39 protein-coding genes are annotated in these 24,716 nt (G+C 40.7%); 3 read left to right on the plus strand and 36 right to left on the minus strand.

Annotated elements, in window-relative coordinates; all coding sequences use genetic code 11:
- Nucleotides 1–31: 31 nt before the first annotated feature.
- The 34 genes from rplQ to rpsL all read right to left on the minus strand — a co-directional run bounded on the left by rplQ (nt 32) and on the right by rpsL (nt 19,959).
- Nucleotides 32–418 (minus strand): 50S ribosomal protein L17, encoded by a 387-nt coding sequence (rplQ, locus tag I6N95_RS09615; protein WP_209527043.1) that lies wholly within the window; start codon nt 416–418, stop codon nt 32–34.
- A 93-nt stretch (nt 419–511) separates the two neighbouring features.
- Entirely contained in the window at nt 512–1,450 is a 939-nt protein-coding gene (locus I6N95_RS09620; protein ID WP_209527045.1) for a DNA-directed RNA polymerase subunit alpha, read from the minus strand.
- A gap of 81 nt (nt 1,451–1,531) precedes the next feature.
- On the minus strand, nt 1,532–1,921 hold the full coding sequence (gene rpsK, locus I6N95_RS09625) for a 30S ribosomal protein S11 (protein WP_209527047.1): 390 nt from the start codon (nt 1,919–1,921) through the stop codon (nt 1,532–1,534).
- A 30-nt stretch (nt 1,922–1,951) separates the two neighbouring features.
- On the minus strand, nt 1,952–2,317 hold the full coding sequence (gene rpsM, locus I6N95_RS09630) for a 30S ribosomal protein S13 (RefSeq protein WP_209527049.1): 366 nt from the start codon (nt 2,315–2,317) through the stop codon (nt 1,952–1,954).
- An 18-nt stretch (nt 2,318–2,335) separates the two neighbouring features.
- A complete protein-coding gene (gene rpmJ, locus I6N95_RS09635; protein ID WP_009488082.1) occupies nt 2,336–2,449 on the minus strand; it encodes a 50S ribosomal protein L36 in 114 nt (37 codons plus the stop codon).
- 32 nt (nt 2,450–2,481) lie between these two features.
- A complete protein-coding gene (infA, locus tag I6N95_RS09640; protein WP_126779078.1) occupies nt 2,482–2,700 on the minus strand; it encodes a translation initiation factor IF-1 in 219 nt (72 codons plus the stop codon).
- 210 nt (nt 2,701–2,910) lie between these two features.
- The gene (locus tag I6N95_RS09645) at nt 2,911–3,561 is read right to left on the minus strand and encodes an adenylate kinase (RefSeq protein ID WP_209527051.1); all 651 of its coding nucleotides are present in this window, start codon (nt 3,559–3,561) and stop codon (nt 2,911–2,913) included.
- Nucleotides 3,562–3,627: 66 nt separating this feature from the next.
- The gene (gene secY, locus I6N95_RS09650; RefSeq protein WP_209527053.1) at nt 3,628–4,932 is read right to left on the minus strand and encodes a preprotein translocase subunit SecY; all 1,305 of its coding nucleotides are present in this window, start codon (nt 4,930–4,932) and stop codon (nt 3,628–3,630) included.
- Nucleotides 4,932–5,372, minus strand: coding sequence for a 50S ribosomal protein L15 (rplO, locus tag I6N95_RS09655; protein ID WP_209527055.1), 441 nt, complete (start codon nt 5,370–5,372; stop codon nt 4,932–4,934). The genes secY and rplO overlap by 1 nt, the downstream gene beginning before the upstream one ends.
- A gap of 45 nt (nt 5,373–5,417) precedes the next feature.
- Entirely contained in the window at nt 5,418–5,597 is a 180-nt protein-coding gene (gene rpmD / locus I6N95_RS09660) for a 50S ribosomal protein L30 (protein ID WP_209527057.1), read from the minus strand.
- A 13-nt stretch (nt 5,598–5,610) separates the two neighbouring features.
- The gene (rpsE, locus tag I6N95_RS09665) at nt 5,611–6,111 is read right to left on the minus strand and encodes a 30S ribosomal protein S5 (protein WP_209527060.1); all 501 of its coding nucleotides are present in this window, start codon (nt 6,109–6,111) and stop codon (nt 5,611–5,613) included.
- Between the two features lie 20 nt (nt 6,112–6,131).
- Entirely contained in the window at nt 6,132–6,488 is a 357-nt protein-coding gene (rplR, locus tag I6N95_RS09670; RefSeq protein ID WP_209527062.1) for a 50S ribosomal protein L18, read from the minus strand.
- Between the two features lie 136 nt (nt 6,489–6,624).
- Entirely contained in the window at nt 6,625–7,161 is a 537-nt protein-coding gene (gene rplF / locus I6N95_RS09675; RefSeq protein ID WP_209527064.1) for a 50S ribosomal protein L6, read from the minus strand.
- A gap of 29 nt (nt 7,162–7,190) precedes the next feature.
- Complete coding sequence (gene rpsH, locus I6N95_RS09680) at nt 7,191–7,589, minus strand: 30S ribosomal protein S8 (protein WP_209527066.1); 399 nt, start codon at nt 7,587–7,589, stop codon at nt 7,191–7,193.
- 33 nt (nt 7,590–7,622) lie between these two features.
- Nucleotides 7,623–7,808 (minus strand): type Z 30S ribosomal protein S14, encoded by a 186-nt coding sequence (locus tag I6N95_RS09685; RefSeq protein ID WP_016184192.1) that lies wholly within the window; start codon nt 7,806–7,808, stop codon nt 7,623–7,625.
- 18 nt (nt 7,809–7,826) lie between these two features.
- Nucleotides 7,827–8,366 (minus strand): 50S ribosomal protein L5, encoded by a 540-nt coding sequence (gene rplE / locus I6N95_RS09690; RefSeq protein ID WP_209527068.1) that lies wholly within the window; start codon nt 8,364–8,366, stop codon nt 7,827–7,829.
- A gap of 27 nt (nt 8,367–8,393) precedes the next feature.
- Nucleotides 8,394–8,705 carry a 50S ribosomal protein L24 gene (gene rplX, locus I6N95_RS09695; protein ID WP_209527070.1) on the minus strand — a complete coding sequence of 104 codons (312 nt, stop codon included), beginning with the start codon at nt 8,703–8,705 and terminating at the stop codon, nt 8,394–8,396.
- 32 nt (nt 8,706–8,737) lie between these two features.
- The gene (gene rplN, locus I6N95_RS09700) at nt 8,738–9,106 is read right to left on the minus strand and encodes a 50S ribosomal protein L14 (protein ID WP_209527072.1); all 369 of its coding nucleotides are present in this window, start codon (nt 9,104–9,106) and stop codon (nt 8,738–8,740) included.
- A 53-nt stretch (nt 9,107–9,159) separates the two neighbouring features.
- Nucleotides 9,160–9,432, minus strand: a complete 273-nt coding sequence (gene rpsQ / locus I6N95_RS09705; protein WP_209527074.1) for a 30S ribosomal protein S17 — start codon at nt 9,430–9,432, stop codon at nt 9,160–9,162.
- A gap of 24 nt (nt 9,433–9,456) precedes the next feature.
- Nucleotides 9,457–9,645 carry a 50S ribosomal protein L29 gene (gene rpmC, locus I6N95_RS09710; protein ID WP_209527076.1) on the minus strand — a complete coding sequence of 63 codons (189 nt, stop codon included), beginning with the start codon at nt 9,643–9,645 and terminating at the stop codon, nt 9,457–9,459.
- Nucleotides 9,635–10,069 carry a 50S ribosomal protein L16 gene (gene rplP / locus I6N95_RS09715; RefSeq protein WP_209527078.1) on the minus strand — a complete coding sequence of 145 codons (435 nt, stop codon included), beginning with the start codon at nt 10,067–10,069 and terminating at the stop codon, nt 9,635–9,637. The genes rpmC and rplP overlap by 11 nt, the downstream gene beginning before the upstream one ends.
- A 2-nt stretch (nt 10,070–10,071) precedes the next feature.
- A complete protein-coding gene (gene rpsC / locus I6N95_RS09720) occupies nt 10,072–10,737 on the minus strand; it encodes a 30S ribosomal protein S3 (RefSeq protein ID WP_209527080.1) in 666 nt (221 codons plus the stop codon).
- A gap of 16 nt (nt 10,738–10,753) precedes the next feature.
- Entirely contained in the window at nt 10,754–11,101 is a 348-nt protein-coding gene (gene rplV / locus I6N95_RS09725) for a 50S ribosomal protein L22 (RefSeq protein WP_209527082.1), read from the minus strand.
- A 22-nt stretch (nt 11,102–11,123) separates the two neighbouring features.
- A complete protein-coding gene (gene rpsS / locus I6N95_RS09730) occupies nt 11,124–11,402 on the minus strand; it encodes a 30S ribosomal protein S19 (protein ID WP_126779042.1) in 279 nt (92 codons plus the stop codon).
- Between the two features lie 84 nt (nt 11,403–11,486).
- The gene (rplB, locus tag I6N95_RS09735; protein WP_209527084.1) at nt 11,487–12,320 is read right to left on the minus strand and encodes a 50S ribosomal protein L2; all 834 of its coding nucleotides are present in this window, start codon (nt 12,318–12,320) and stop codon (nt 11,487–11,489) included.
- A gap of 44 nt (nt 12,321–12,364) precedes the next feature.
- The gene (gene rplW / locus I6N95_RS09740) at nt 12,365–12,655 is read right to left on the minus strand and encodes a 50S ribosomal protein L23 (RefSeq protein ID WP_209527085.1); all 291 of its coding nucleotides are present in this window, start codon (nt 12,653–12,655) and stop codon (nt 12,365–12,367) included.
- Nucleotides 12,655–13,278, minus strand: a complete 624-nt coding sequence (gene rplD / locus I6N95_RS09745; RefSeq protein ID WP_209527087.1) for a 50S ribosomal protein L4 — start codon at nt 13,276–13,278, stop codon at nt 12,655–12,657. The genes rplW and rplD overlap by 1 nt, the downstream gene beginning before the upstream one ends.
- A 26-nt stretch (nt 13,279–13,304) precedes the next feature.
- Complete coding sequence (rplC, locus tag I6N95_RS09750) at nt 13,305–13,934, minus strand: 50S ribosomal protein L3 (RefSeq protein WP_209527089.1); 630 nt, start codon at nt 13,932–13,934, stop codon at nt 13,305–13,307.
- A 25-nt stretch (nt 13,935–13,959) separates the two neighbouring features.
- The gene (gene rpsJ / locus I6N95_RS09755) at nt 13,960–14,268 is read right to left on the minus strand and encodes a 30S ribosomal protein S10 (RefSeq protein WP_126779032.1); all 309 of its coding nucleotides are present in this window, start codon (nt 14,266–14,268) and stop codon (nt 13,960–13,962) included.
- Nucleotides 14,269–14,552: 284 nt separating this feature from the next.
- On the minus strand, nt 14,553–15,275 hold the full coding sequence (locus tag I6N95_RS09760) for a hypothetical protein (protein ID WP_209527090.1): 723 nt from the start codon (nt 15,273–15,275) through the stop codon (nt 14,553–14,555).
- A 234-nt stretch (nt 15,276–15,509) separates the two neighbouring features.
- Nucleotides 15,510–16,697, minus strand: a complete 1,188-nt coding sequence (gene tuf, locus I6N95_RS09765; RefSeq protein WP_209527092.1) for an elongation factor Tu — start codon at nt 16,695–16,697, stop codon at nt 15,510–15,512.
- 122 nt (nt 16,698–16,819) lie between these two features.
- Nucleotides 16,820–18,907, minus strand: a complete 2,088-nt coding sequence (fusA, locus tag I6N95_RS09770) for an elongation factor G (protein WP_209527094.1) — start codon at nt 18,905–18,907, stop codon at nt 16,820–16,822.
- Nucleotides 18,908–19,000: 93 nt separating this feature from the next.
- Nucleotides 19,001–19,471 (minus strand): 30S ribosomal protein S7, encoded by a 471-nt coding sequence (gene rpsG, locus I6N95_RS09775; RefSeq protein ID WP_209527096.1) that lies wholly within the window; start codon nt 19,469–19,471, stop codon nt 19,001–19,003.
- A 65-nt stretch (nt 19,472–19,536) separates the two neighbouring features.
- Nucleotides 19,537–19,959: a 30S ribosomal protein S12 gene (gene rpsL, locus I6N95_RS09780; protein ID WP_209527098.1), complete on the minus strand. Its 423-nt coding sequence runs from the start codon at nt 19,957–19,959 to the stop codon at nt 19,537–19,539.
- 337 nt (nt 19,960–20,296) lie between these two features.
- On the opposite strand from rpsL, the gene rpiA reads away from it, so the two are divergent.
- From rpiA to gpmA, 3 genes are all read left to right on the plus strand, one after another.
- On the plus strand, nt 20,297–20,974 hold the full coding sequence (rpiA, locus tag I6N95_RS09785; protein ID WP_209527100.1) for a ribose-5-phosphate isomerase RpiA: 678 nt from the start codon (nt 20,297–20,299) through the stop codon (nt 20,972–20,974).
- A gap of 130 nt (nt 20,975–21,104) precedes the next feature.
- On the plus strand, nt 21,105–21,869 hold the full coding sequence (locus I6N95_RS09790) for a formate/nitrite transporter family protein (RefSeq protein ID WP_209527101.1): 765 nt from the start codon (nt 21,105–21,107) through the stop codon (nt 21,867–21,869).
- Between the two features lie 119 nt (nt 21,870–21,988).
- Complete coding sequence (gene gpmA / locus I6N95_RS09795) at nt 21,989–22,675, plus strand: 2,3-diphosphoglycerate-dependent phosphoglycerate mutase (RefSeq protein ID WP_209527103.1); 687 nt, start codon at nt 21,989–21,991, stop codon at nt 22,673–22,675.
- A 47-nt stretch (nt 22,676–22,722) separates the two neighbouring features.
- On the opposite strand, the gene I6N95_RS09800 is transcribed toward gpmA, so the two are convergent.
- Nucleotides 22,723–23,889 (minus strand): iron-containing alcohol dehydrogenase, encoded by a 1,167-nt coding sequence (locus I6N95_RS09800; RefSeq protein WP_209527105.1) that lies wholly within the window; start codon nt 23,887–23,889, stop codon nt 22,723–22,725.
- Between the two features lie 105 nt (nt 23,890–23,994).
- On the minus strand, nt 23,995–24,702 hold the full coding sequence (deoD, locus tag I6N95_RS09805) for a purine-nucleoside phosphorylase (protein ID WP_209527107.1): 708 nt from the start codon (nt 24,700–24,702) through the stop codon (nt 23,995–23,997).
- Nucleotides 24,703–24,716 lie beyond the last annotated feature (14 nt).

Here is a 24,716-nt window from a genome sequence, read left to right on the forward strand (position 1 = left end):
ATGAATCATCTATAAAGTGATGTTTAGTGATTTAGACAAGTTCTAAGATAACCATTTGGGCAGCGTCTCCGCGGCGTGGTTCTGTTTTTAAAATACGAGTATAACCACCTTGGCGTTCTGTGTAACGAGGTGCAATATCACTGAATAATTTTTGTAATGCAGTTTCTACTACAATCTCGTCGTTCTCTTCATTTACACGTACATCTGCAATTTCATTTCTTACGAATGAAGCTGCTTGACGACGAGCATGAAGATCGCCACGTTTACCTAAAGTAATCATTTTTTCAGCTGTTGAACGTACTTCTTTCGCACGTGCTTCAGTTGTAACGATTTTCTCGTTAATGATTAGATCTGTCGTTAAGTCGCGCAACATCGCTTTACGTTGACTGCTAGTGCGTCCTAATTTACGATAGCTCACTTAGTTTTCCTCCTTTAACTCATAGGTCCGGTACCCGCTAATCCTATGGTCGCTAGGCTTCCAAGGATAGTGGTCTTCCTTCATACGAAAGTATTAATCGTCTTGTCGTAAGCCTAAGCCTAGATCATCGAGTTTGTTTTTAACTTCCTCTAATGATTTGCGTCCTAAGTTACGTACTTTGATCATTTCTGGTTCAGATTTATCAGTTAACTCTTGAACGGTATTAATACCGGCACGTTTCAGACAGTTGTATGAACGTACAGACAAGTCTAACTCTTCGATGGTCATTTCCAACATTTTCTCTTTTTGAGTCTCTTCTTTTTCAACCATGATTTCAGCATTTTTCGCTTCATCAGTTAGGTTTACAAAGATATCAAGATGCTCAGTCATGATTTTAGCCGCTAAGCTGATCGCTTCTTGTGGCATGATGGAACCATCTGTCCAAACTTCTAATGTCAATTTGTCGAAGTCATCACGACGACCAACACGCGTGTTTTCTACTTGGTAGTTCACACGACGAACTGGTGTGTAAATCGAATCAACAGGCAATACACCGATTGGCATATCTTCTTTTTTGTTTTCGTCAGCTTGGACATAGCCGCGTCCTGGTTTAACCATTAAACGAGCACGGAACGTAGCCCCTTCAGCGACACTACAAATATGTAGATCTTTGTTTAAGATTTCAACATCACTGTCCGTAATAATATCGCCTGCCGTAACAGTCGCTGGACCAGTCACATCAATTTCAAGGGATTTTTCTTCTTCAGTGTAAAGCTTCAATGCTAATCCTTTGATGTTTAAGACAATTTGCGTCACGTCTTCTCGCACGCCTTTAATCGTTGAGAATTCGTGTAGCACACTATCAATCTGTAGATTAGTAATAGCCGCTCCTGGTAAAGAAGATAATAAAATACGACGTAGTGAGTTACCTAAAGTCGTTCCGTAACCTCTTTCGAGAGGTTCGATGACGAACTTACCATAATCTCTGTCTTCATCAATTTTGGTGATTCTTGGTTTTTCAAATTCAATCATTCTTATCTATACCCCTTTCAAAACGAAAAGTGTCTTGCTCAATGACGTTCTTAAGTTCACACTCAAAATGAAAGACGCTCATTAAACACGACGGCGTTTTGGAGGGCGGCATCCATTATGCGGAACTGGAGTGACGTCACGAATTGCTGACACTTCTAATCCTGTTGCTTGTAATGAACGAATTGCTGCTTCACGACCTGAACCAGGGCCCTTAACTGTTACATCAACAGTTTTTAAACCGTGTTCCATCGCAACTTTAGTTGCTGCTTCTGCTGCCATTTGAGCCGCAAAAGGCGTTGATTTTTTAGAGCCTTTAAAGCCTAATGATCCGGCAGATGACCAAGCAATAGCATTGCCATGAACATCTGTAATCATGATAATTGTATTATTAAACGTTGAGTGGATATGTGCAATACCAGACTCAATATTCTTTTTCACACGGCGTTTTCTGCTAACTTTCTTTGCTACCATGAAGTTCTAACCTCCTTCACTTTACTTAAATTATTTTTTCTTACCTGCGATTGCGCGGGCTGGACCCTTACGCGTACGCGCATTGTTTTTCGTGTTTTGACCACGAGTTGGTAACCCACGACGGTGACGGATACCACGGTATGAACCGATTTCCATCAATCGTTTGATGTTTAAGTTTGTTTCACGACGAAGATCGCCTTCAACTTTTAATTTATCCACTTCAGCACGGATTTTGTCTAACTGATCATTCGTTAATTCACGTACACGAATGTCTTCTGACACTCCAGCTGCTGCTAAGACTTTTTGTGCAGTTGTTTTACCCATTCCATAAATATATGTTAATGAGATTACTACACGCTTGTCACGAGGAATATCTACTCCTGCAATACGAGCCATTTATGCTACACCTCCTAATTATCCTTGACGTTGTTTATGTTTTGGATTTTCGCAAATAACCATAACGCGTCCCTTACGACGAATTACTTTACATTTTTCGCAAATTGGTTTTACTGATGGTCTTACTTTCATGATTATACCTCCTTGAATTTTACGGAGTACAATTATTTAAAGCGATAAGTAATGCGACCTCTTGTTAAATCATACGGTGACAATTCAACAGTCACTTTATCTCCTGGAAGGATACGAATATAGTGCATTCTGATTTTTCCAGAAACGTGCGCTAAAATTTCATGTCCGTTCTCAAGTTCGACTTTAAACATTGCATTCGGCAAAGTTTCGACGACTGTACCTTCAATTTCAATCACATCTTCTTTCGCCATACATAGTACCTCCTTATACTTGTTTCGCATTTTCACACGATAAAAAATCGGCGGGTCGACCTGACACCACCAAAAAACACCTCAACTTACTGATTATAGCATATTATTCTCATAATATAAAGTTCGTTGAGTTAATTTATCACACAACCTCTTGATTGCCAAGGCAAAAACAAATCCACAAGAATAACGGCTACTTTTGGCTTAGATTCTCTAAATACTGTCAATGATTTTCTTAACATCAGTAAAGACAGTATCAATTTGGCGATTTCCATCGATTGTGTGTAAAAGATTGGCTTTTTCATAAAAGTCTAGAATCGGTGCACTGCCCTCAATGTTGACAGCTAAACGATTTTTAACCGTTTCAGGTTTATCATCTTCACGTTGGTAGAACTCATGTCCGCCACAACGATCACATGTGCCTTCCACTTTTGGTTGATTATTGACCTTATGGTAGGTTGCCCCACATGTCCGGCAAATAAAACGACCAGCTAAACGTTCAATCAAAATGTCTTCTTCTACATGTATATTAATTACGGCATCAATTTTTTTGCCCAAGCTTGTTAGAATTTCTTCCAATGCTTGTGTTTGTTCAATCGTACGTGGGAAACCATCTAAAAGGAAACCAGACGCTGTGTCGGCTTCAGCTAAACGATCTTTCACAATACCATTGGTGACATCATCGGGAACAAGTGCTCCCTTATCAATATAGGATTTTGCTTCAAGACCTAAGGCAGTTTCGTTCTTCATAGCATCACGGAACATATCTCCAGTAGAGATGTGCGGAATACCGTAAGCATCAATGATGCGCTCTGCTTGAGTCCCTTTACCTGCTCCAGGTAGCCCCATTATTATGAGATTCATCTTTATTCCTCCTATAAATCAGTAAAGTTCGAGCTAGTGCTGAGGAAGATCCCCAACACCTGCGTCTTACTTAACGATAAAGCCTGTATACTGACGTTTCATCATCAGACCTTCTAATTGTTTTGTGGTTTCTAAAGCAACCCCGATCGCAATCAACAAGCTGGTTCCACCTAAACCGATTGATGAAGGCAGGTTCCAAAGATTTTGTGCGATGATTGGCAAAATTGCAACTAAAGCTAAGAAAATTGATCCGGCTACGCTCAAACGTAATAAGAGAGCAGAGATGTAATCTTCTGTTCCTTTACCCGGACGAACACTTGGGATATAACTTCCTTGCTTTTGTAAGTTTTCCGCCACTTTTTCAGGATTAACTTGGACAAACGCATAAAAGAATGTAAAGGCGACGATTAAGACCGTATAGAATATTCCTCCCGGAAGAGTGGAATAATCAAAAAGCTGAGATAGTACTTTAAACCATGTTGCATCTGCTTTGGTTGTCGCAAACATTTGCATAAAGGCATTCGGTGTTGAAATCAACGAACTAGCAAAGATAACAGGAATAACCCCAGCAGCATTTACTTTTAACGGTAAATAACTACTTTGTGGCGCTCCGGCAACTCGCTTTGTGTACTGAATCGTAATTTTTCTTTCTGCTTGGTTGAAGTAGGTAATAAAGGTCACAATCACTAAAATTGCCACAATTAATACGACCATAAACACAACAGATTTCCAAATCTCACTCGAATCGATATTGATAAATCGATCTTCAATGATTTCTTTAATACCTGACGGTAAACGAGAAATAATCCCTGCAAAGATAATCATTGATACCCCATTACCAATTCCTTTTTCACTGATTTGCTCTCCCATCCACGTCACGAACATTGTACCAGCTGTTAAAATGATGCCGATTGTGATAAAGGTTGTCGCGTCAGCCTTTTTAACAAAATCAAAACCTGATCCTGCAAAACGGTTAAACCCAGCTGTAATCGCCATTGACTGCACAAATCCTAAGACCAGTGTCAGATAACGCGTAGCTTGATTGAGTTTACGACGGCCAACTTCACCTTGTTTCGACCATTCAACAAATTTTGGCACAATATCCATTTGCAACAATTGAATCACGATAGATGAGGTAATGTAAGGGGACACGCCCATTGCGAACAATGAGAAGTTTTCCATGGCACTACCACTAACTGTGTTCAACATGTTAAACAATGGATTATCGCTTAGTTGAGCTAATGCTCTAGCATCAACGCCGGGAACCGTGATATGCGCTCCAACGCGAAAAGCTAGCAAGATAAATAATGTAAAGAATATTTTATTACGAATATCCTTAACCTTAAATCCATCTTTTAAAAGTTTAAACATTAGATCACCTCGATTGAACCACCAGCATTTTCGATAGCTGTTTGGGCTGATTTAGAAAATTTAGCAGCTTTTACTGATAATTTTTTCGTTAATTCACCGTTGGCTAACACTTTGATTCCCGCTTTTTCATCTTTAATAATTCCAGATTCAACAAGCAAGGCTGGTGTTACTTCTGTTCCGTCCTCAAATTTATTAAGAACATCAAGGTTTACGACAGCGTATTCCTTGCGGTTGATATTTGTAAATCCGCGTTTTGGTAAGCGCATGAATAGTGGAGTTTGTCCACCCTCAAAGCCTAGGCGTACGCCACCACCTGAACGAGATTTTTGTCCTTTTTGGCCACGGCCAGCTGTTTTACCATTACCAGATGAAGTTCCGCGACCAACGCGATTGCGTACGTGTCTTGAACCTTCTGAAGGTTGTAACTCATGAAGTTTCATTTACTTGGCACCTCCTCTTTTAGTAATTCTGTTTCGTTTTTAAAACTAAACTTCTTCAACGTCCACTAAATGTGAGACAGTGTTAATCATGCCTTTGATGGCAACATTTTCAGTTTTCACAACAGAACTGTTGATCTTACCTAAGCCTAAAGCTTTCACTGTATCTTTTTGGTTTTGAGGACGTCCGATAAGACTTTTTCTTAATGTTACTTTTAATTCAGCCATATGTTTGTCCTCCTTATCCTGTGATTTCTTCTACAGTTTTTCCGCGTAATTCTGCTACTTCTTCAACACGTTTTAGGCGAGATAAGCCTTCAACAGTTGCACGAATCACGTTGATCGGTGTATTAGAACCCAAAGATTTACTTGTAATATCAGCGACACCAGCTAATTCCAATACGGCACGAACTGGACCACCAGCGGCTACTCCAGAACCGGCTAATGCAGGTTTCATAAGAGTACGTCCACCACTGTAGACACCCAATACTTCGTGAGGGATTGTCGAACCAACCATCGGCACTTCGATTAAGTTTTTCTTAGCATCTTCAATTGCTTTGCGGATTGCTTCTGGCACTTCTTGTGCTTTACCAGTTCCAAATCCAACGTGACCATTTCTATCGCCAACCACAACAATCGCAGCAAAACGTAGACGACGTCCACCTTTTACAACTTTTGTAACACGGTTAATCGCAACAACGCGGTCTTCTAATTCCAAACCTTTTGGATCAATATAAACCATGAATGGTGTTCCTCCTTCTCCTAAAATTCTAGTCCGTTTTCGCGTGCTGCGCCAGCTAGTGCGGCAACACGGCCATGGTAAAGATAGCCACCACGGTCAAAAACTACTTCTTTGATACCTTTATCAGTTCCGCGTTTCGCAATTAATGCGCCAACGGCAACTGCTGTTTCGGTTTTTGTTCCACCTGAAATTTCTTTATCTAAGGTAGAGGCACTTGCTAGCGTCACACCCGCTACGTCGTCAATTAATTGAGCGTAGATGTTTTTGTTAGAACGAAACACGTTCAAGCGTGGGCACTCAGCAGTACCAGAGATTTTTGCGCGTACACGGCCGTGTCTCTTCTGGCGTGTTTTGTTTTTATCTGGTTTTGAAATCACAATTGTCACCTCTTTTATATTTGTTTGACTGCTAAGCAGTCTTTAAGCTACATCACATAGCTTCTTGATAAATCTAAGTTCATGAATAAGACGTGAAAGATTGGTGAACAATCTTTCAACTTCTATTCTGAGCTTATTATTTACCAGTTTTACCTTCTTTACGACGTACGTGTTCGCCTTCATAGCGAATCCCTTTGCCTTTATATGGCTCTGGAGGACGTACTCCGCGGATGTTAGCCGCTAATTCGCCAACGTGTTCTTTGTTAGCTCCCTTAACGATAACTTTTGTGTTAGCTGGTACTTCGATTGTTACGCCAGCTGGCGCTTCAAACTCGACTGGATGAGAATACCCAACAGCAAGTACAAGTTTTGATCCTTGTAATTGTGCACGGTACCCAACCCCGATAAGCTCAAGAACTTTTTCAAATCCTTCGCTTACACCAATAACCATGTTATTAAAGTTGGCACGCATCGTTCCATGCAGTGCGCGATTTTCTTTATTGTCATTTGGACGGGTAAATGTCACTTCATTACCTTCGATGTTCATTGTAATAACGTCAACGAAAGTACGAGTTAATTCACCTTTAGGTCCTTTAACTGTTACGTCGTTTCCATTTTGTGTGACAGTCACACCTTCAGGAATTACGACTACTTTATTACCAATACGGCTCACTCAAGACACCTCCTTCTAGTTAGTTTCGATTACCACACGTATGCGATAACTTCGCCACCGATGTTACGTTCTCTTGCTTCTTTATCAGTGATTACACCTTCAGAAGTTGAGATGATAGCAATTCCTAGTCCGTTTAAGACTTTAGGAACGTCATCAGCTTTAACGTAAGCACGTAGGCCTGGTTTAGAAATACGTTTTAAGTTCGTGATTACACGCTCTTCATTACGACCATATTTCAAGAACACACGAATGATGCCTTGTTTGTCATCTTCAATATATTCAACATCACGAATGAAACCTTCACGTTTCAAGATTTCAGCGATATCATGTTTAATTTTTGAAGCAGGTACTTCTAACATATCATGTTTAACCATGTTCGCGTTACGTACGCGAGTTAGGAAGTCTGCGATTGGATCTGTCATGACCATTGAACTATTTACCTCCTTTATGCGGGTTTTTTGTTACCAGCTAGCTTTCTTCACGCCGGGAATTTGTCCTTTATAGGCAAGTTCGCGGAAGCAAATACGGCAAAGTTTAAATTTACGATAAACTGAATGTGGACGACCACAACGTTCACAACGCGTGTACTCTTGAGTTGAGAATTTAGCAGGACGTTTGTTTTTAGCAATCATTGATTTTTTAGCCAAGTAGTTCGCCTCCTTTTATTATTTTTGGAATGGCATTCCAAGTTGTGTTAATAATTCACGGGATTCTTCGTCGGTGTTAGCAGTTGTAACGATGACGATATCCATACCACGTACTTTATCAACTAAATCGTAGTCTACTTCTGGGAAGATCAATTGTTCTTTAACCCCTAAAGTAAAGTTACCACGACCATCGAATGATTTGTTGCTGACACCGTGGAAATCACGTACTCGAGGTAGAGAAACTGATACTAGTTTGTCTAAGAATTCGTACATTCTTTCGCCACGTAAAGTCACTTTACAGCCAATTGGCATACCTTCACGTAGACGGAAACCAGCGATAGATTTTCTAGCTTTTGTGATGATCGGTTTTTGACCTGAGATCAACGTTAATTCCTCAACGGCTTTGTCTAAGTTTTTAGCATTAGTTGTTGCTTCACCGACACCCATGTTAATAACGATCTTATCAACTTTTGGTGTTTGCATGATTGATGTGTAATTGAATTTCTCCATTAATGATGGAGTGATTTCTTTTGTATATTTTTCTTTCAGGCGGTTCATTCTGTCGGTCCCTCCTTTCGTTCTTTACTACTTATCTAATACTTCACCTGTTTTTTTAGAAACACGCACTTTTTTACCGTCAACTTCTTTATAACCTACTCTTGTTGGTTCTCCGTTTGATGGGTCAATGACCATCACGTTAGAGACATGAATAGATGCTTCTGTTTCGACGATGCCTCCTTGGGGAGCGCCAGCACTAGGTTTTTGATGCTTTTTGATCATGTTAGCACCTTCAACGATGACACGATCAGCTTTTGGGAACGCAGTTAAAACTACGCCTTCTTTGTTTTTGTCTTTTCCAGTGATAATTTTAACTTTATCGCCTTTTTTAACAAACATATTGTTTCGCACCTCCTTTTGACAAGAATTGATTATAAAACTTCTGGTGCTAGTGAAATAATTTTCATGAAATTGCTATCACGTAATTCACGAGCGACTGGTCCGAAAATACGTGTTCCACGAGGACTCTTGTCGTCACGGATAATCACACATGCATTTTCATCAAATTTAATGTAAGAACCGTCTGCACGACGAGCTCCTGTTTTTGTTCTAACGATTACTGCTTTGACGATTTCACCTTTTTTAACAACTCCACCTGGCGTTGCTTGTTTAACCGTACATACGATAACATCACCAATATTGGCTGTCTTACGTCCTGATCCGCCTAACACTTTGATAGTTAGTACTTCACGCGCACCTGAGTTATCAGCTACTCTTAAACGACTCTCTGTTTGGATCACTATAGTATCCTCCTTTCAGATTTTAAGCTTCAATCTATATAGGAAAATCTCGCTTAGATAATTACTGCTTCTTCAACGACCTCTAATAAACGGAAACGTTTTGTAGCGGATAATGGACGAGTTTCCATAATTTTAACGATGTCTCCAATTTTGGCAACATTGTTTTCATCATGCGCGTAGTATTTTTTAGAATACTTTACACGTTTACCGTATTTCTTATGAGCGTTACGAGTTTCTACAACAACAACGATAGTTTTTTCCATCTTGTCTGAAACAACGCGTCCTTGGTAAACTTTACGTTGATTTCTTTCTAATTCTTGAGTCATTCGCTTAATGGCCTCCTTCCAATGTTACTTTGTTTGTTCACGCAACACTGTTTTAATGCGTGCAATCGATTTACGCACTTCTGGAATGCGCGCAGTGTTTTCTAATTGTCCTGTAGCAAGTTGGAATCGTAAGTTGAATAATTCTTCTTTGTATTCCTTCTCTTTTTCAATAAGTTCAGCAGTGGTTAACGCTTTGATGTCTTTAACCTTCATTCGATTCACCACCCATTTCCTCACGTTTTACAATCTTTGTTTTAACAGGTAATTTGTGAGAAGCTAGTCTTAATGCTTCACGAGCTACTTCTTCAGAGACGCCTGCGATTTCAAACATGATCTTACCACGTTTTACTGGTGCAACCCATCCTTCAGGAGCGCCTTTACCTTTACCCATACGAACGCCGATGGCTTTTGATGTATAAGATTTATGAGGGAAAATTTTAATCCAAACTTTACCGCCACGTTTCATGTAACGAGTCATTGCGATACGAGCAGCTTCGATCTGGCGGTTAGTGATCCATTTTGATTCAACAGCTTGCAAGCCATATTCACCAAAAGATACTTCTTTACCACCTTTAGCTTCACCACGCATTTTACCTCTAAACTCACGACGGTATTTTACACGTTTAGGTACTAACATGATTATTTCCCTCCTTTCTCAGTGTTTTTTTTACCTGGAAGAATTTCTCCGCGATAGATCCACACTTTAACTCCTAGTTTTCCGTATGTTGTATCTGCTTCTTCCCATGCGTAGTCGATATCGGCACGCAATGTATGAAGTGGAACAGTTCCTTCTGAATAACCTTCAGAACGAGCAATATCCGCTCCGTTCAAACGACCAGAGACTTGCGTTTTAATTCCTTGAGCGCCTGATCTCATTGTACGTTGAATTGCTTGTTTTTGAGCACGACGGAACGCTACACGACTTTCAAGTTGGCGTGCAATGCCTTCTGCCACTAATTTAGCATCTAAATCTGGCTTTTTGATTTCCACGATGTTGATGTGAATTTCATTTGGTTTTTTACCAGTTAATTTTACTAATGATTTTCTTAAATTCTCAACTTCAGATCCGCCTTTACCAATAACCATTCCTGGTTTAGCTGTGTGAAGTGAAACGTTCACGCGTTTTGCAGCGCGTTCGATCTCAACTGTTGACACAGCAGCATCGGCAAGTCTTGAAGAGATGAACTTACGAATTTTTAAATCTTCGTGTAAGTATTCAGCATACTCTTTTTCAGCATACCATTTAGCTTCCCAGTCGCGGATAATGCCTACACGTAACCCAATTGGATGTATTTTTTGACCCACTGATTGTCCCTCCTTCTTACTTCTCTGTCACTACTACTGTAATATGACTTGTTCGTTTGTTGATTGGTGATGCTGAACCTTTCGCACGAGGACGGAAACGTTTCATCGTCGGTCCTTCGTTAACAAATGCTTCAGATACGACCAAGTTTTCAACATCTAGATCATAGTTGTTTTCTGCATTGGCAACAGCTGACATCAAGACTTTCTCGATGATTCCAGCCGCCTTGTTTGGCGTAAATTTCAAAATCGAAATAGCTTCCGCTACGCTTTTCCCTCTAACTAAATCAATAACTAGACGCGTTTTACGAGGTGAAGTACGAACTGTTTTTGCAGTTGCTCTTGCTGAAGTAATTTGTTCTGACATTTGCAATTCCTCCCCTCAATAATTAGCGTTTTGTTTTTTTATCGTCGGCAGTGTGTCCACGATATGTTCTAGTTGGTGCAAATTCACCTAATTTGTGTCCTACCATGTCTTCTTGAATATAGACAGGTACGTGTTTACGTCCGTCATAAACTGCAATTGTGTATCCTACGAATGTAGGGAAAATTGTTGAGCGACGAGACCAAGTTTTAATTACTTTTTTCTTTTCAAGATCCTTTTGAGCCTCTACTTTTTTAAATAGATGGTCATCAACAAAAGGTCCTTTCTTCAAACTACGACCCATGGTGAACCTCCTCTCAAATTGTATGGCTATGTGGCCATGAGTGCTTTATTGTTCTGAAGTATTTCAAGCAACCTTGAAATACTATTATTTAGTCTTACGACGACGTACAATAAATTTATCTGACTTAGCTTTTTTACTACGCGTTTTGTAGCCAAGAGTCGGTTTACCCCAAGGTGTAACTGGAGATGGTTTACCGATTGGCGCTTTACCTTCACCACCACCGTGTGGGTGATCGTTCGGGTTCATTACAGAACCACGTACAGTTGGGCGTTTACGCATCCAACGGCTACGTCCTGCTTTACCGATGTTGATTAATTCATGTTGTTCATTACCAACTAAACCGATTGTAGCACGGCAAGTAGCAAGAATCATGCGAACTTCGCCTGAGTTTAAGCGAACCAATACGTATTTGCCTTCTTTACCAAGCACTTGTGCTTTTGTTCCAGCAGAACGGATTAATTGGCCACCTTTACCAGGTTTCATTTCGATGTTGTGGATGAATGTACCGACTGGAATATTTGCTAATGGTAACGCATTACCAGTTTTAATATCCACTTCTTCGCCAGAGACAAGTCTCATGCCAACTTCTAGTCCTTTAGGAGCTAGGATGTATGTTTTAATACCATCAGTGTAGTGTAATAACGCAATGTTTGCAGATCTGTTTGGATCATACTCAATTGTTTTCACGACAGCTTCGATATTATCTTTGTTACGTTTAAAGTCAATTACGCGGTATTGACGTTTATGACCGCCACCTTGATGACGAACCGTGATACGACCGTTATTGTTACGTCCAGCATTATTTTTAGATGGCTCTAGCAACGTTTTTTCCGGTGTAGAAGTTGTGATTTCAGCGAAATCAGAACCTGTCATATTACGACGTCCGTTCGTGGTTGGTTTATACTTTTTAATTGCCACGTCTGTGTTCCCTCCTACTTAAATAGTAATGTTTGCCGTTTGAATTACTCAGCGTCAAACAATTGGATTTCTTTAGAATCTTGTGTTAACGTCACGATAGCTTTACGACGTTTTCTTGTATATCCGGCATATTTACCCATGCGCTTAAGTTTTGGTTTAACGTTCATGATGTTGACGTTTTTGACTTTAACGCCGTCAAAAGCCGCTTCAACAGCTTGTTTCACCAAAGTTTTGTTAGCACCAAGTTGTACGTCGAACGTGTATTTTTTCTCGTCCATCGCCAACATTGACGCTTCTGTAATTACTGGGCGTTTGATGATGTCTAGTAAACTCATTATGCAAACACCTCCTCTACTTGAGTAAGAGCAGCTTGTGTAATTAACATTTTCGTGTTATTTACAACATCAAGCACACTGACATTGTCTGCTGAAATCACAGAGACATTTGGCAAGTTGCGAGCTGATAAAGCTGCAAAATCATTTCCATTTTCTAACACGACTAATACTTTAGTCGATACATCTAATTTACTTAAAACTTCTTTAAAGTCTTTAGTTTTTGGTGCATTGAAAGTCAACGCATCCACAACAACCAAATTATTTTCTGCAACTTTTTCTGATAAGACAGATTTGATTGCTAAACGACGAACTTTTTTAGGAAGTTTGTAGCTGTATGAACGTGGTGTTGGTCCGAAGACTACGCCACCGCCACGCCATTGTGGTGAACGGATTGAGCCTTGACGGGCACGACCTGTTCCTTTTTGACGCCAAGGTTTACGGCCACCGCCGCGAACAGCGCTACGGTTTTTAACCGCGTGTGTTCCTTGTCTTAATGATGCACGTTGCATGATGATTGCATCAAAGACCACACTTTCATTTGGTTCGATACCGAAAATAGCGTCGTTTAATTCCACTTCACCATTTTTCGTACCATCTTGTTTAAATAATGCTACAGTTGGCATTCCTTAGTTCCTCCTCTCTTAAACGATTATTTAGTCACTTTAGCTGACTTGATTTGAACTAATGATTTCTTAGAACCAGGTACATTACCTTTGATTAAGATAACATTTTTCTCTAGGTCGACACGGACAACTTCAAGATTTTGAATTGTCACACGATCGCCACCCATTTGACCGGCTAATTTTTTGTTTTTAAATACTCTATTCGGATCTACTGGACCCATTGACCCAGGACGACGGTGGTAACGAGAACCATGTGACATCGGTCCGCGAGATTGACCGTGACGTTTGATAACGCCTTGGTAACCTTTACCCTTCGTAATTCCTGTAACGTTAATGATGTCTCCTGCTTGGAAAGTATCCACCTTAACTTCTTGTCCTACTTCATATTCTCCTAGCACAACATCCTTAAACTCTTTAATGAAGCGCTTAGGAGTCGTGTTAGCTTTTGCAACATGACCTTTCGCAGGTTTGTTCGCCAAAATCTCACGCTTGTCTTGGTAACCCAATTGAATTGCTTCGTAACCATCCGTTTCCATTGTCTTAACTTGTAACACAACGTTTGGCGTAGCTTCGATAACTGTCACTGGGATTAACTCACCGTTTTCCGTGAAAATCTGTGTCATTCCTACTTTTTTACCTAAGATTCCTTTGGTCATGAGTACACCTCCATCCTCTTAATTTTTATAACTTGATTTCGATATTGACACCACTTGGTAAGTCTAGCTTCATTAAAGCGTCAACTGTTTTTGGTGTTGGATTCACAATGTCAATCAGACGTTTGTGAGTTCGCATTTCGAATTGTTCGCGCGAATCTTTGTATTTGTGTGTCGCACGGATAACCGTGTACACTGAACGATCTGTTGGCAATGGAATTGGACCAGATACACTAGCACCAGTTCTCTTTGCTGTTTCAACGATTTTCTCCGCTGATTGATCTAAAATACGGTGTTCGTACGCTTTTAAACGGATACGAATTTTTTGTTTTGCCATTTTTTTCCCTCCTTCGCCTATTTTAAAAAGTAGACATAGCTCCACGAAAATATCAAACACGGCCCTCATGGCAACGCTCCGGGGCGTGTCACAACCTCTCGTTTCTCAGCCGCAGGGGTTCTACTTAGCCCCCACTCGTACTATTTCGCTTATAGAGACAGCACCTCTAATAGTATACAAAAAAAAAAGCTTGAAAGCAAGCTTTTTTCATAGTCTTTTCAAATTAATTTTCTTTATTACCACTTAACAACTTTTCTCACGATAGCTTAGAGAAAAAAGAACTATTAATAAGCAGGTAATGGTGTATATTGAACACCCATTTGATCCATTGCATTTTCAACAAGTTTTAACTGAGCAGCTAATTCTGTCCGCTCTTCCCCCATCGGCAATGCCGCAATCGCATCTCGGGCATTATTATAACTCTCTAAAGTAAAGTCTGGCATAACAACACCATCGACCACTAAGTGACTCAATCGCTCTTGAGCAACTGCACTGTCCCCTGAAAGATTGCCAGAACCTGATGTACTCGTTGTGGCTCCCAATATTTCTTTAACAGTTGTCGCAAACTCATCCGTTATGCCACTACTATCGACACTTGCAACGACTTGTTGTTTATCTGCTTCCGTTACCCCTTCAGCTAATGTCGGGCTTTCGACAACACGACTGCCAATTAAAGCCGGCGCTGTAAACAATTGGTTTAACGCTTTTTGAATTGTCCATCTTTGAATGGCACTGTTTAAGAGCGCAACCTCTTCTTGATTCCCTTGATCCACCGTCTCTTTAACCTTATCGATATACGAATCCGTGATATCTTCCCCTAAAAACACGTGGTTTTGATCTAAAAATAAATCATTAACAGATAAATTGGTTGTTTTCTCTACAGCACTGCTACTAGTCGTTGTATCTTTGGGTATTTTTGAAGATGAATACTTCATCCCTACTATAATTGCCCCAAATGCAAAAACTGCCGACAGAAGAACAACAATATATTTATTTACTCCTCGCACAATGTTCCCTCACTTTTTCTGAAATTATCGCTCCATATCTCAGTTTACATGAAGATTCTCTTTAACTCAACATTTTTCTGACGATATCTCTATTATCCTCCGTATTTTTGATTCATTTCAGAACCATCAATCAGTATCGAGGGCGCTCTTTCTCTTAACTTCCGTTCACTTTACTCTCTCTTTTCATCAAAAAAAAGCTAGGAGCAAGCCCCTAGCTTCGTTAATTCATTAGAATTATTTAGTGATTTCAGAAACAACGCCTGAACCAACCGTACGTCCGCCTTCACGAATAGAGAAACGAGTTCCCGCTTCGATCGCGATTGGGTGGATCAATTCAACGTCGATTGCAACGTTATCACCAGGCATTACCATTTCAGTACCTTCTGGTAAGTTGATAACACCAGTTACGTCAGTTGTACGGAAGTAGAACTGAGGACGGTAGTTACCGAAGAAAGGAGTATGACGTCCGCCTTCTTCTTTGCTCAATACATAAACTTCAGCTGTGAAGTTAGTATGAGGTGTGATTGTTCCTGGAGCAGCTAATACTTGACCACGTTCGATTTCTTCACGAGCAACCCCACGAAGTAACGCACCAATGTTATCGCCAGCTTCAGCGTAATCTAATAATTTACGGAACATTTCAACACCAGTAACAGTTGTTTTGCTAGTGTCTTCTTTGATCCCAACGATTTCGATTTCATCGCCGACTTTGATTGTTCCACGTTCAACACGGCCTGTCGCAACAGTACCACGACCAGTGATAGAGAATACATCCTCAACTGGCATCATGAATGGTTTGTCATGGTCACGTTCAGGAGTTGGGATATAAGTATCCACAGCTTCCATCAATTCCATGATTTTTTCTTCGTACATTTCTTCGCCTTCAAGGGCTTTAAGAGCTGAACCAGCAACGATTGGAGTATCATCACCAGGGAAATCGTAGTCGCTTAATAGATCGCGAACTTCCATTTCAACTAGTTCTAATAATTCTTCATCATCAACCATATCCATTTTGTTTAAGAATACAACGATGTATGGAACACCAACGTTACGAGACAAAAGGATGTGCTCGCGAGTTTGTGGCATTGGACCATCAGCAGCAGATACTACTAAGATAGCGCCGTCCATTTGTGCAGCACCAGTGATCATGTTTTTAACGTAATCCGCGTGACCTGGGCAATCTACGTGAGCGTAGTGACGGTTAGCAGTTTCATATTCGATATGAGAAGTAGAGATTGTGATACCACGTTCTTTTTCTTCTGGAGCGTTATCGATATCCGCATAGTTTTGAGCTTCACCAAAACCTTTTTTAGATAATACAGTTGCAATTGCAGCTGACAAAGTTGTTTTACCATGGTCAACGTGTCCAATAGTACCCACGTTAACGTGTGGTTTAGAACGGTCAAATTTTTCTTTACCCATCTTAAATAAATCCTCCTAAATGTTTTTAGTTTTTATTTTCGAGGTTGACTTGAGCCGAGACTCAAGCCACCATCTTCACAGTCATTTTACATGATTCCAAGCAGAAAAGACAGCATAAGCTACTAGTCTGCAGAACCACCATTTTTCTTGATGATTTCTTCTTGAATTGATTTTGGCACATCTTCGTAATGATCAAATGTCATAGTAAAGATACCACGACCTTGAGTTGCAGAACGTAATGTTGTCGCATAACCAAACATTTCAGCAAGTGGCACCATCGCACGAACTACTTGAGAGTTCCCGCGGGCTTCCATTCCTTCAACGCGGCCACGACGAGCCGTTACGTGTCCCATGATATCACCTAAGTAATCTTCTGGAACAATCACTTCAATTGCCATGATCGGCTCTAAGATAGCAGGTTGAGCTTTCTTAGCGGCAGCACGAAGCGCCATAGAAGCAGCAACACGGAACGCTGTCTCATTCGAGTCAACATCATGGTAAGATCCGTCAAATAGTTTTGCTTTGATATCCACCAATGGGTATCCAGCAAGCACACCATTGTCCATTGAGGCTCTTAAACCAGCTTCAACTGCAGGAATATATTCACGAGGAACAACCCCACCGACAATTGCATTTTCAAAGGCGAAACCGCCACCTTCTTCATTAGGTGTAAATTCAATCCAAACGTGTCCGAACTGACCTTTACCACCAGACTGACGAACAAACTTACCTTCGGCAACAGTAACTGGCGCACGGAATGTTTCACGATATGAAACTTGTGGCGCACCAACGTTGGCTTCAACTTTAAACTCACGACGCATACGGTCTACAAGAACGTCTAAGTGAAGTTCTCCCATACCAGCGATGATTGTTTCACCTGTTTCAGGGTTAGTTGATGCATGGAAAGTTGGATCTTCTTCTGATAATTTTTGTAAAGCAGTCCCCATTTTATCTTGGTCAGCTTTTGATTTTGGTTCAATTGCGACTTCGATAACGGGTTCTGGGAATTCCATAGACTCAAGAATAACTTGATTCTTTTCATCACATAGAGTATCTCCAGTTGTTGTATCTTTCAATCCAACAGCAGCGGCGATATCCCCAGCGTACACTTCAGAAATTTCTTCACGAGAGTTGGCATGCATCTGTAAGATACGACCAACACGTTCGCGTTTGCCTTTAGAAGAGTTCTTCACGTATGAACCAGATTGTAAAATACCTGAGTAAACACGGAAGAAAGTTAGACGACCTACAAATGGGTCAGTCATTACTTTAAAAGCTAGTGCAGAAAATGGCGCATCGTCAGAAGACTCGCGAACCACTTCTTCATCAGTATCAGGATCGATACCTGTAATCGGAGGAACTTCTGTCGGTGATGGTAGGTATGAAATAACCCCATCAAGCATTAGTTGAACTCCTTTATTTTTGAAAGCAGAACCACAAAATACTGGGTAGAACTCAACAGCAAGTGTCGCACGACGAATCGCCGCGTTTAACTCTTCGTTAGAGATTTCTTCACCTTCTAAGTATTTTTCAGTTAAGATTTCATCAGTTTCAGCAACAGCTTCCACTAATTTTTCACGCCATTCTTCAGCTAACTCACGGTATTCTTCTGGAATTTCTTCCTCGCGAATATCAGTTCCTTCGTCGTTTGTGTAGATTTCAGCTTTCATTGTAATTAAGTCGATAATTCCAGTGAAAGTGTCTTCAGCACCGATCGGCAATTGAACTGGGTGAGCGTTAGCTTGTAAACGATCGTGTAATGTTCCAGTTGAGTACAAGAAATCTGCCCCAATTTTATCCATTTTGTTAATGAAAACAATCCGGGGAACACCATATGTTGTCGCTTGACGCCATACAGTTTCAGTTTGAGGCTCAACACCTGATTGAGCATCTAAAACGGTAACCGCACCATCTAATACACGTAATGAACGTTCAACTTCAACAGTGAAATCCACGTGACCAGGTGTATCGATAATGTTAACGCGGTGACCTTTCCAAGATGCCGTTGTAGCAGCAGACGTAATTGTGATACCGCGTTCTTGCTCTTGTTCCATCCAGTCCATTTGAGAAGCTCCATCATGAGTTTCTCCAATTTTGTGAATTTTACCAGTATAATAAAGGATACGCTCTGTTGTGGTTGTTTTACCAGCATCAATATGAGCCATGATCCCGATGTTACGAGTTTTATCTAGGGTAAATTCTCTAGGCATTCTTTTATCTCCTCTCATATGATAAATGTTTCGTTTAAAGCAAAGCTATCTGACAATCAAATCGCATCAGCTAATTGAAAGACAGAGAGGATTTTACCAACGGTAATGAGCAAACGCTCTGTTGGCATCAGCCATTTTATGTGTGTCTTCACGTTTCTTAACTGAAGCACCAGTATTATTAGCAGCATCCATGATTTCTTTAGCTAGGCGTTGTTCCATTGTATGTTCTCCGCGTAGACGGGCATAGTTGGCAATCCAACGTAAACCTAAAGTAATTTGACGTTCTGGGCGTACTTCAACAGGAACTTGATAGTTAGAACCACCAACACGGCGAGCTTTAACTTCTAAAACAGGTTTAACGTTATCCATGGCTTGCATAAACACTTCCAACGGATCATTACCTGTAGACTCTTTAATAATTTCAAAGGCATTATAAATAATGCTTGCGGCTGTACCACGCTTACCATCAACCATGATGCGGTTGATTAAACGAGTAACATCTTTTGAATGAAAAATCGGATCTGGTAAAACTTCACGTTTTGTTACAGGACCTTTACGAGGCATCCAAAATTCCTCCTTCCGAGAATAATTTTTTTTTAGTTATTTTTTTATAGTTAATGAGACAATCCTTACGCTTTCGCTGGTTTAGGGCGTTTAGCACCATATTTAGAACGGCTTTGTTTACGGTCGGTAACACCGGCTGTATCAAGCGCGCCACGAACAATATGGTAACGTACTCCTGGTAAATCTTTTACACGTCCACCACGAATCAAGACCACACTATGCTCTTGAAGGTTGTGTCCAATCCCAGGGATATAAGCTGTTACCTCGATATTGTTTGACAAACGTACACGAGCGTACTTACGTAACGCCGAGTTAGGTTTTTTAGGTGTCATTGTTCCTACACGAGTACATACTCCACGTTTTTGAGGAGCATTAGTGTCAGTAAAAGATTTTTTTAAACTATTGTATCCTTTACCCAATGCAGGTGAACCAGATTTAGTCGTTTTTGATTGACGAGATTTACGGATTAATTGATTAATCGTTGGCATTCTTTGTTTCCTCCTTCCCTACTTGGCTTTCTAGTACCACACATCCAGGTGGTTCATTTTTTACGATAAAAATAAAGCAAGCAAACTTGCAATCATCGTTAGAAATGCTTTTCAGACAGTCAGAACGTTTCAATAAACTGTACTTTAAGCACCTTTAAAATCTTAACATACTATCTAAGGAACTGTCAACCATTATTCGCATTTATTTTACTTTGCCTTAAATTGACGATTACTTCAAAACAGTCTTCCAATTTTGCTCAACTATCAGTAGAATAGAGGGGTATACTATAGTAGTAAATGACAACTCAGCATTAACTAAGACAACTTGGAGGGTACTATGAACTTAAAACAAATGGTCGGCATTGAAGCAGCAACACATGTCAAATCTGGCATGGTCGTAGGATTAGGAACAGGGTCTACAGCTTATTATATGGTAGAAGAAGTAGGCCGCCGCATCAAAGAAGAAGGCTTGAACATTGTCGGGGTAACAACCTCAAAAGCAACTGAGGCACAAGCTCTGGCTTTAGGCATTCCTTTAAAAAGTATTGACGACGTCACTCATGTTGATCTAACAATCGATGGAGCTGACGAAATTAGCGCTGATTTCCAAGGCATTAAAGGGGGCGGTGCAGCTTTACTATTCGAAAAAATTGTGGCGACTTATTCTAACAAAAACATTTGGATTGTCGATGAGTCTAAATTGGTCGTTAAATTAGGCCAATTTCCTTTACCGGTTGAAGTTATTCCTTACGGCTCAACCCAATTGCTAAATTTATTTGCTACCAAAGAGATGGCACCGACACTTCGCCGCAAAGAAAATGGCGATATTGTCAAAACAGACAGTCAAAATTACATCATTGACTTACAACTCGATCAGATTGACTCACCAAAAGAACTGGGGACGTGGTTAAGTAGTTTGCCTGGAGTCGTCGAACACGGACTTTTTTTAGATGTGGTTAACACGGTGATTGTCGGGCGTGAAAATGGCCCTGAAACCATTCAGGTTAATCATTAATTAGCTAAGTAAGAAAAAGACTGAAAATTTTCAGTCTTTTTTCCCTTGCTCTTTTATTCCATTATAGACTGTACTATAATAAAGTTATTAAAAGAGAAAAAAATCACAAAGAAATACGAGGAGTTGTATTATGCGTTCACCAGAAGAAATTCTAGAAATTAGTATTCAAATGGGGGCAAAAAAAGTCGCTAAACCTTTACAAGCTAAGTTAATTCTCGGGTTTGTTGGTGGCGCGATGATTTCCCTCGGGTATTTAGCTTATGTTAGGGTCATCTCATCAGTGGCCCATCAATGGGGAAGTTTTGCCAGTTTTATCGGTGCTTGTGTCTTTCCAATCGGCTTAATCGTTATTTTGCTTGGCGGTGGCGAACTGATCACTGGCAATATGATGGCCGTGGCCAGTGCTTGGCTAGATAAAAAAGTCACCGCTAAAGAGCTGTGGTTAAACTGGTTGACTATTACGTTGGCAAACTTTGTCGGCGCCTTGTTCGTCGCTTATTTTTTTGGTCACATCGTTGGTCTTACCAGTACTGGTGTTTATTTAGAAGAAACCATTTCTGTGGCTCAAGCCAAGATTGCGGCAACCCCGCTACAGGCTTTTGTCTCAGGTATCGGCTGTAACTGGTTTGTCGGACTAGCTTTATGGTTGTGTTACGGGGCCAAAGACGGTGCAGGAAAAATCCTCGCCATCTGGTTCCCCGTCATGACGTTTGTCGCAATTGGCTTTCAGCATAGTGTGGCAAATATGTTTATCATTCCCGCTGCTATTTTTGAAGGTGGGGCTACTTGGCTGCAATTTATTCAAAATGTCATCCCTGTCTACTTTGGAAATATCATCGGTGGCGCTGTTATGGTTAGCGCCATCTATTATTACTCATTAAAACATCACGACTAAATCGTGGTGTTTTTTGCTTGCCGCTCAATCAATAGCTATCAGTGGCATGTTTCTTCAATTAGCGCTACAATGGCATTAGTGATACATAGACCTAGACATTCTGAAAAGGAGTTGCTACAATGCCAAAATTAGTATTTGTCCGCCACGGATTGAGTGAATGGAATGCTCTTAACTTGTTTACAGGTTGGGAAGACGTGGATTTAAGTGAAAAAGGAATCGAAGAAGCCAAAGAAGCAGGAAAAAAGATCAAAGAAGCTAATATACAGTTTGACGTGGCGTTCACTTCTGTCTTAAAGCGCGCGATTAAGACTTGCCACTACGTTCTTGAAGGCTCTGACCAAATCTGGGTTCCTGAGCATAAATCTTGGCGTTTAAACGAGCGGCACTACGGCGCTCTCCAAGGTCTTAACAAACAGGAAACTGCCGATAAATATGGCGCTGATCAAGTCCAATTATGGCGTCGGTCCTATGATACATTGCCACCGCTTTTAGAGGCGACTGATCCAAAATCAGCCGTTAACGATCGCCGTTATAGCCATTTGGATAAACGAGTCATCCCTGGTGGTGAGAATTTAAAAGTAACCCTTGAACGAGCCATTCCATATTGGGATGACCACATTGCGCCAGCCTTAATTGACGGTCAGACCGTTTTAGTGGCCGCTCATGGCAATTCATTAAGAGCCTTAGCCAAACATATAGAAAAGATTTCCGATGACGACATCATGGCTTTGGAAATCCCAACAGGACAACCGTTAGTTTATGAACTAAACGATGATCTGAGCGTCGTCAAAAAATATTACCTATAAAAAAAGAGCGTGAAAAACCTATTTTTGGTTTTTTACGCTCTTTTCAATTAAAAACTAGCTTTCAGTATGGCTTCCACATCATCGACTGATAAAGGAACAAACGCAGCGTCAGCTATCGTACTGTGTTCCACAGCTTTTTCCGCCATCAATCTCAGTTTACTGTCATCGATTCCAACTTCTGGCAAGGTCATTGGAATGCCCCAGCTGGTAAACGTGTCGTAAAGTGCTTTGATTCCTTGACGAGCGATATCAAAGGACTCACCTTCCCGAGAGATACCAAATACATTGACCGCAAATTCAACAAATTGCCCCACAGTCTGCTCATTTAAAACATGAGTCATCCAACGTGGTGTCACTATCGCCAACCCAATGCCGTGAGTAATATCATAAAAAGCACTTAATTCATGTTCAATCGCATGACAAGACCACGTTCCTTCTTTTCCTTTCCCTGTTAATCCATTTAAAGCTAGCGAACTGGACCACATTAAATTGGCCCGTGCTTCATAATCTGTCGGTGTGGCAAGAGCAATTGGGGTATAGTTAACAACTGTCTTCATGATCCCCTCAGCGATTCTATCTTGAACACTGGCAGACGTATTACGACTAAAATAATTTTCAATTAAATGACTAAAGATATCAGCCGAACCAGCTGCAGTTTGTACAGCAGGAACCGAGTAAGTGTAGGTAGGATCTAAAATAGAGACCTTAGGCAACAAGCTTTGGCCACCCATTCCCAATTTTTCATTGGTCGCTAAATTAGTGATTACAGCGCCGCCATTCATTTCTGAACCTGTTGCTGACATGGTTAAAATCGTCACCAATGGAATCGCTTCTCCAACTAACCCACGGTTCTGAGTAAAGTCCCAAGGATTGCCATCATAATAACGTGCAGCCGCAATCGCTTTGGCACAATCAATCGTTGAACCGCCACCAACTGCTAAAATGACCCCAATATTTTCTTGTCGGCAAAGTTCTGCCCCTTTAATGACTGTCTCTAAGCGAGGGTTTGGCTCAACACCCGCTAATTCAGTGACGGTAAAATCCGTTCCAAGTAACTCCATCACCTTTTGATAAATCCCATTTTTCTTAATACTGCCACCACCATAAACTAACAGAACATTTTGTCCATATGTTTGTAATGCTTCTGGCAAATGACTAATTTGGCCTTCACCAAATAAAATTGACGTCGGTACATGAAAATTAAAATTGTTCATTTAAATAAACCTGCCTTTCATTTTTTACCTAACACTACTAGGATAACGCAAAAATCAAAAAAAGACTATCCTTCCACAGTATCTGCAGATGAATAGTCTCTCTTATTACTCTTGAATAATCGTATCCAAGGCCACAACCATCATCTCATCAAACGTTTTTTGTCGCTCTTCAGAGGTCGTTTCTTCGCCGGTTAAAATATGATCACTAACCGTCATAATCGCCAAGGCTTGCACGTGGTATTTAGCAGCCAGATAGTACAAGACTGCTGCTTCCATTTCAATTCCTAAGACACCATGTTCCCCTAAGCGGAAGACTTCATCCATGTTATCTTTATAAAAGACATCGTCTGATAAAACATTGCCGACATGAATGTTAAAGCCTTTTTCCTTTGCCAAATTGTACGATGTTAACAAGAGGTCAAAATCAGCAATTTGCGGGAAATCATGTTTAGGAAAATCATTGCGAATGATATTAGAAGAAGTGGCCGCTGCTTGGGCAATCACCAAGTCACGAACATGAACATCTCTTTGAATCGACCCGCACGTTCCCACACGAATTAATTTTTTGACATCATACTCACGAATCAATTCCGTCGCGTAAATTGCCGCTGAGGGCATGCCCATCCCCGTTCCTTGAACAGAGACCGGGACGCCTTTGTAAGTTCCGGTGTATCCTAACATGCCACGGACTTCATTGTACAGCTTCGGTTCCTCCAAGAAGGTCTCTGCAATGTACTTTGCTCTTAATGGGTCTCCAGGTAATAATATTTTATCGGCGATGTCGCCTTTTGTTGCTCCAATATGGACGCTCATTCTTACACCTCACC

Origin of the sequence: Vagococcus allomyrinae, assembly GCF_017829975.1 — a bacterium.
Classification (GTDB): Bacteria; Bacillota; Bacilli; order Lactobacillales; family Vagococcaceae; genus Vagococcus_D; species Vagococcus_D allomyrinae.

Excerpts from the sequence above, each read along its gene's own strand:
- I6N95_RS09620 (WP_209527045.1), bottom strand. The coding sequence starts at position 1,450 with ATGATTGAATTTGAAAAACCAAGAATCACCAAAATTGATGAAGACAGA.
- rpsK (WP_209527047.1), bottom strand. The coding sequence starts at position 1,921 with ATGGTAGCAAAGAAAGTTAGCAGAAAACGCCGTGTGAAAAAGAATATT.
- rpsM (WP_209527049.1), bottom strand. The coding sequence starts at position 2,317 with ATGGCTCGTATTGCAGGAGTAGATATTCCTCGTGACAAGCGTGTAGTA.
- rpmJ (WP_009488082.1), bottom strand. The coding sequence starts at position 2,449 with ATGAAAGTAAGACCATCAGTAAAACCAATTTGCGAAAAATGTAAAGTA.
- infA (WP_126779078.1), bottom strand. The coding sequence starts at position 2,700 with ATGGCGAAAGAAGATGTGATTGAAATTGAAGGTACAGTCGTCGAAACT.
- I6N95_RS09645 (WP_209527051.1), bottom strand. The coding sequence starts at position 3,561 with ATGAATCTCATAATAATGGGGCTACCTGGAGCAGGTAAAGGGACTCAA.
- secY (WP_209527053.1), bottom strand. The coding sequence starts at position 4,932 with ATGTTTAAACTTTTAAAAGATGGATTTAAGGTTAAGGATATTCGTAAT.
- rplO (WP_209527055.1), bottom strand. The coding sequence starts at position 5,372 with ATGAAACTTCATGAGTTACAACCTTCAGAAGGTTCAAGACACGTACGC.
- rpmD (WP_209527057.1), bottom strand. The coding sequence starts at position 5,597 with ATGGCTGAATTAAAAGTAACATTAAGAAAAAGTCTTATCGGACGTCCT.
- rpsE (WP_209527060.1), bottom strand. The coding sequence starts at position 6,111 with ATGGTTTATATTGATCCAAAAGGTTTGGAATTAGAAGACCGCGTTGTT.
- rpsH (WP_209527066.1), bottom strand. The coding sequence starts at position 7,589 with ATGGTCATGACAGATCCAATCGCAGACTTCCTAACTCGCGTACGTAAC.
- rplE (WP_209527068.1), bottom strand. The coding sequence starts at position 8,366 with ATGAACCGCCTGAAAGAAAAATATACAAAAGAAATCACTCCATCATTA.
- rplX (WP_209527070.1), bottom strand. The coding sequence starts at position 8,705 with ATGTTTGTTAAAAAAGGCGATAAAGTTAAAATTATCACTGGAAAAGAC.
- rpsQ (WP_209527074.1), bottom strand. The coding sequence starts at position 9,432 with ATGACTCAAGAATTAGAAAGAAATCAACGTAAAGTTTACCAAGGACGC.
- rpmC (WP_209527076.1), bottom strand. The coding sequence starts at position 9,645 with ATGAAGGTTAAAGACATCAAAGCGTTAACCACTGCTGAACTTATTGAA.
- rplP (WP_209527078.1), bottom strand. The coding sequence starts at position 10,069 with ATGTTAGTACCTAAACGTGTAAAATACCGTCGTGAGTTTAGAGGTAAA.
- rplV (WP_209527082.1), bottom strand. The coding sequence starts at position 11,101 with ATGTCAGAACAAATTACTTCAGCAAGAGCAACTGCAAAAACAGTTCGT.
- rpsS (WP_126779042.1), bottom strand. The coding sequence starts at position 11,402 with ATGGGTCGTAGTTTGAAGAAAGGACCTTTTGTTGATGACCATCTATTT.
- rplW (WP_209527085.1), bottom strand. The coding sequence starts at position 12,655 with ATGAGTTTACTAGACATCATCAAACGCCCAGTAATTACAGAAGCGTCA.
- rplD (WP_209527087.1), bottom strand. The coding sequence starts at position 13,278 with ATGCCAACTGTAGCATTATTTAAACAAGATGGTACGAAAAATGGTGAA.
- rplC (WP_209527089.1), bottom strand. The coding sequence starts at position 13,934 with ATGACCAAAGGAATCTTAGGTAAAAAAGTAGGAATGACACAGATTTTC.
- rpsJ (WP_126779032.1), bottom strand. The coding sequence starts at position 14,268 with ATGGCAAAACAAAAAATTCGTATCCGTTTAAAAGCGTACGAACACCGT.
- tuf (WP_209527092.1), bottom strand. The coding sequence starts at position 16,697 with ATGGGTAAAGAAAAATTTGACCGTTCTAAACCACACGTTAACGTGGGT.
- fusA (WP_209527094.1), bottom strand. The coding sequence starts at position 18,907 with ATGCCTAGAGAATTTACCCTAGATAAAACTCGTAACATCGGGATCATG.
- rpsG (WP_209527096.1), bottom strand. The coding sequence starts at position 19,471 with ATGCCTCGTAAAGGTCCTGTAACAAAACGTGAAGTTTTACCAGATCCG.
- rpsL (WP_209527098.1), bottom strand. The coding sequence starts at position 19,959 with ATGCCAACGATTAATCAATTAATCCGTAAATCTCGTCAATCAAAAACG.
- rpiA (WP_209527100.1), top strand. The coding sequence starts at position 20,297 with ATGAACTTAAAACAAATGGTCGGCATTGAAGCAGCAACACATGTCAAA.
- I6N95_RS09790 (WP_209527101.1), top strand. The coding sequence starts at position 21,105 with ATGCGTTCACCAGAAGAAATTCTAGAAATTAGTATTCAAATGGGGGCA.
- gpmA (WP_209527103.1), top strand. The coding sequence starts at position 21,989 with ATGCCAAAATTAGTATTTGTCCGCCACGGATTGAGTGAATGGAATGCT.
- I6N95_RS09800 (WP_209527105.1), bottom strand. The coding sequence starts at position 23,889 with ATGAACAATTTTAATTTTCATGTACCGACGTCAATTTTATTTGGTGAA.
- deoD (WP_209527107.1), bottom strand. The coding sequence starts at position 24,702 with ATGAGCGTCCATATTGGAGCAACAAAAGGCGACATCGCCGATAAAATA.